Raw genomic sequence first — 4,062 nt, 5'->3', positions numbered from 1 at the left:
ATCTGCGCGCGCAGCGCCTGCATCGCGGACGATTGCCCGATCAGGCGCGACGTGCCCTCGGCCTGGCTGGCGGCCGGTGCCGCCGCGGGGTCGGACAGTTTCAAGGCCGCGCGCACCATCGCGCGCAAATCGTCCAGCACGACGGGCTTCGACACGTAGTCGAACGCGCCGGCCTTCAGCGCCACGACGGCATTCTCGGCGCTGCCGTAGGCGGTAATGACGGCGATGGGCGTGCATTTATGATGGGCCGCGACCTCGCGCACGAGTTCCAGGCCCAGGCCGTCGGGCAGGCGCATGTCGGTCAGCACCAGCGCAAACGGCTTTTGTCCCAGCAGCGCACGCGCCTCGCGGACGGTCGCGGCGCTGTCGACGTCGAGCCCCATCTTGAGCAGGGTGATCTCGAGCAGCTCGCGCAGGTCGGGTTCGTCGTCGACCACCAGGATGCGGGGTGAGCTCATGCCTTCTTTCCGTGACATTAGATAGTTGCACCGAACGTGATCACGAAGCGGCCGCTGGCCTCGCCCGTGCCGCCGGCGCCCGCGCCGGGCCGCACGTCCTCGGTGCGGTATTCGTAGTCGAGCATCGCGCCGTTGTTCAGGCACAGCTCGCGCGCCAGGTACAGGCCGAGGCCCGTGCCCTTGCTCGACGTCGTGTAGAACGGTTCGAACAAATGCGCCCGCACTTCCGGCGTAATGCCCGGACCGTCGTCCTGCACGTGCAATTCCATACGGCCCGTCGCGTCGGGCACGGGGACCACGCGGATGCTGGCCGGCTTGCCGCTCGCGTAGCGGATCGCATTGCCGAGCAGGTTCACGAGCACTTCGCGCAGATGCAGTCCGTCGAAACGCACGGACCGGCCGCCCGCATCGCCCACCCACACTATATCACCGGCCATGCCGTGCATTTCCGTGAACTCGGCGCGCAGCTCGGGCAGGAAGTCGTCCAGCGCGACGGGCGTGCCGTTCGGCTGCACCTTGCGCGACAGTTTCAGGATGTCCTCGACCATGCGGTTCACGCGCGCCACGTTGTCGTTCACGATGCGCAGCAGGCGCGTTTCCGCCGGACCGTGCAGGTCTTCCGCCAGCAGCGACGTCGCGTGGCCGATCGCCGACAGCGGATTCCGCACCTCGTGCGCGATGCTGGCCGTCAGGCGTCCCATCGATGCGAGCTTGAGTTGCTGCGCCTGGTTTTCGATGGCGCTCACGTCCTGCAGGAACACGAGGCTGCGTTCGGCCGTGCCCTGCGGCGTGTCCACGCGCGCGAAGCGCAGCTTCAGGTGCACCGGCTGGTCGAGGCGGCCGCGCACCGGGCCGTCCGTCTCGTGCCAGCGCTTGACGGTGACGAAGCCGCCGGTCGCCGACGCGTCCATGCAGCGGCCGACCCAGTCCGCGAAACGCTGCGCCACGGGTTCCAGCGCCGCCAGGTCGGTCAATCGAAACGTGTTGCCGTCCTCGCCCGGCTGCGTCTCCAGCCCGAGCATGCGGCGCGCCGCCGGATTGCCGCCGAAGACGGTGCCGTCGCTCCCCAGCACGAGGATGCCGTCGTCCACGTCGTCGACGACGATGCGGTAGATCGCCTGCTGGATGCGCAGGTCGGCGCCGTGCCGCGCGGCCAGCTCTTCCTGCTTGATGAGGCGCGCGGCCAGGCGGTTCACCACCAGCACCACCGCGAAGAACGCGGCGCCGGTGAGCCCGGCCTGGGTCAGCGGCGGGTCGTCCGCGCGCATGAAGATCCCCCAGGTGCTCTCGCCCAGCACGAACAGCGTGGCCAGCGCGGCCGAGAACAGGGCCAGCACCAGCGGCGCGAGGATCGCGGCGCCCGCGAGCGGGAACAGGTACAGCAGCGCGAGGCCGCTGCGCATGCCGCCGGCGGCGAGGTACAGCAGCGAGATCGCGACGATGTCGACGAGGACCTGGGCCGACAACTGCCACAGGAAGCGCCGCCGCCAGCGCTGGGCGACGACCGCGAACATCAGCGCGGCCAGCACGTAGGCGATGCACGTCTCGGCATACGCGGTGCCGTCGACGCGGCCGCGCCGCACGTCGATCGACAGGTACAGCAGCAGCACGAACGCGATCACGATGCGCGTGACCGTGAGCGTTTGCAGCGAGCGCCAGAACGTCGAGCGCGACTCGGCGGAAAGGGAAAGCCGGCTCGCCATGCGGCGGCTTACCGGGCCTGCTGGTGCGCCTCGCGCGCGTGCGCCGTGCCGCAATAGTCGCGGCCATCGGCCCGCACGGCTTCCGACGCCGGGAAATAGATGCCGCAATGGGCGCAGCACAGCATCGTCTCGGACTGGTCCTCGACGCGGCTCCACGCCTTGGCCTTTGCTTCGCCGCCGGCGGACGCCGGTGCCGGCCCGGAGGCCGGATTTACGGCGGGGCCTTGTGCGCGCGTCATCGCGGCGCGCAGTTTGCTGCGGATGGCGGCCACCACGAGGATGACGAGCGCAATCCAGAAAAGCAGTCGCGTCATACGAACCCCCGGTGCAGAACGACTTCGAAAACGAACCGGCTGCCGACGTAAGCCAGCGCCAGCGTGGCGAATCCCGCCAGCGTGAAGCGCAGCGCGGTCTTGCCGCGCCAGCCGCGCCAGCGGCGTCCGGCCAGCAGCGCGGCGAACAGCACCCACGACAGCAGCGCGAAAAAGTTCTTGTGATCCCAACGCAGCGCGCGGCCGAACAGCTGTTCGGAAAACACGATGCCCGACAGGACGGTCAAACTGAGCAGGACGAAACCGATGCCGATCATGCGGAACAGCAGCCGCTCCATCGTCAGCAGCGCCGGCAGCTGGTCGAGCGCGCCGGTAAACCAGCCCTTCTTTGCGCTCTTCGTGTGCAGACGCGCCTCCTGCAGCGCCATCAGCACGGCGTGGAACGCGGCGATCGTGAGCGTGCTGTACGCGGACACGGCAACCGCGACGTGCCAGCCGAACGCGGGCGACTGGTCCTGCACGGGCATCAGGTTGCCGGGGAACAGCGGCGGCAGGATCGCCGCGACGGCCGCGCACGGCATGACCATGCGGCGCATGCCGTCCAGCGCGAAATTGCGGTTTTCGATCCAGTAGGCGGCGACGGAAATCCACAGCGCGGCCGACAGCATGAAGGCGAAGCCGACCCGTAAGGTGCCGTTCGACACGATATCCGGCCACAGCGCGGCACCGTGCACGGCCCAGGCTACGGCGGTCACGGCCGAAATGGCCGAGCCCTGCCGCGACGGCAGCAGGGCACATACCGCGTACAGGATTGCCGCGGCGATGAATAGGGTAAGTTGCATACGCGCGAGTCTACACCATCCGGAAAGGGCAAGGTTAGGTTGTCAGAAGAGTAAGCGCAGTCGCACGTCATTCCCGCGAAGGCGGGAATCCATTCTGAATTCGCTCTGCGTTAACGCGCACAGTGCAACTTCGGAAACTCAGTATGGGTTCCCGCTTCCGGGAACGACGGGGTTAGTCGACGGCCGCGGCCTTGATTTCCGCATCGTGGTGCCGCTGCTGCTCCTCCATCACCATCAGCCCCAGTTCGCGCTTGAGCGCATTGAACTCGGGCGCCGCCGGATCGCGCAGGCGCGGCAGGTCGACGAGGATGTCGCGCTTGATCGTGCCCGGCCGGTACGTCATCACGACGATGCGGTCGGCCAGGTAGATCGCTTCCTCGATGCTGTGCGTGACGAAGATGACCGTCTTCTTCAACTCGGCCCACAGGCGCAGCAGCTCGTCCTGCAGGTTGCGCCGCGTGAGGGCGTCGAGCGCGCCGAACGGTTCGTCCATCAGCAGGATCGGCGAATCCAGCGCCAGCACGCGCGCGATCGCCACGCGCTGGCGCATGCCGCCGGACAGGTCCTTCGGATAGCGCTTCGCGAAATCCTCCAGCGACAGCAGTTTCAGGAGCTCGCCCACGCGCGCCGCGACCTGCGCGCGCGCCATGCCCTTGATCTCCAGGCCGAAGCCGACGTTCTGCTCCACCGTCATCCACGGGAACAGCGCATATTCCTGGAACACCATGCCCCGCTCCGGCCCGGGGCCGGCGACCGGCACGCCGTCGGCCAGCACGCGGCCGGCCGT

At 68.4% G+C, this 4,062-nt stretch carries 5 protein-coding genes; all 5 read right to left on the bottom strand.

The window, feature by feature from the left end; genetic code table 11:
- Positions 1-458, bottom strand: a 458-nt coding sequence (locus ACEN88_RS25955; protein ID WP_413344307.1) for a sigma-54-dependent transcriptional regulator, incomplete at its 3' end; no start/stop codon positions are given.
- Positions 459-475: 17 nt separating this feature from the next.
- A complete protein-coding gene (locus tag ACEN88_RS25950; RefSeq protein ID WP_413344305.1) occupies positions 476-2,161 on the bottom strand; it encodes a two-component system sensor histidine kinase NtrB in 1,686 nt (561 codons plus the stop codon).
- An 8-nt stretch (positions 2,162-2,169) separates the two neighbouring features.
- Positions 2,170-2,475 carry a PP0621 family protein gene (locus tag ACEN88_RS25945; RefSeq protein ID WP_413344304.1) on the bottom strand — a complete coding sequence of 102 codons (306 nt, stop codon included), beginning with the start codon at positions 2,473-2,475 and terminating at the stop codon, positions 2,170-2,172.
- A complete protein-coding gene (locus ACEN88_RS25940) occupies positions 2,472-3,275 on the bottom strand; it encodes an inner membrane protein YpjD (protein ID WP_056124239.1) in 804 nt (267 codons plus the stop codon). Before ACEN88_RS25940 ends, ACEN88_RS25945 begins: the two co-directional genes overlap by 4 nt.
- A 172-nt stretch (positions 3,276-3,447) precedes the next feature.
- The coding region (locus tag ACEN88_RS25935) for an ABC transporter ATP-binding protein (protein ID WP_413344301.1) at positions 3,448-4,062 on the bottom strand (615 nt) is incomplete at its 5' end.

This window comes from Massilia sp. CT11-108 (genome assembly GCF_047302915.1).
In the GTDB taxonomy this organism is placed as follows: Bacteria; Pseudomonadota; Gammaproteobacteria; order Burkholderiales; family Burkholderiaceae_D; genus Telluria; species Telluria orientalis.
This window is presented reverse-complemented; position numbering and strand designations above follow the sequence as displayed.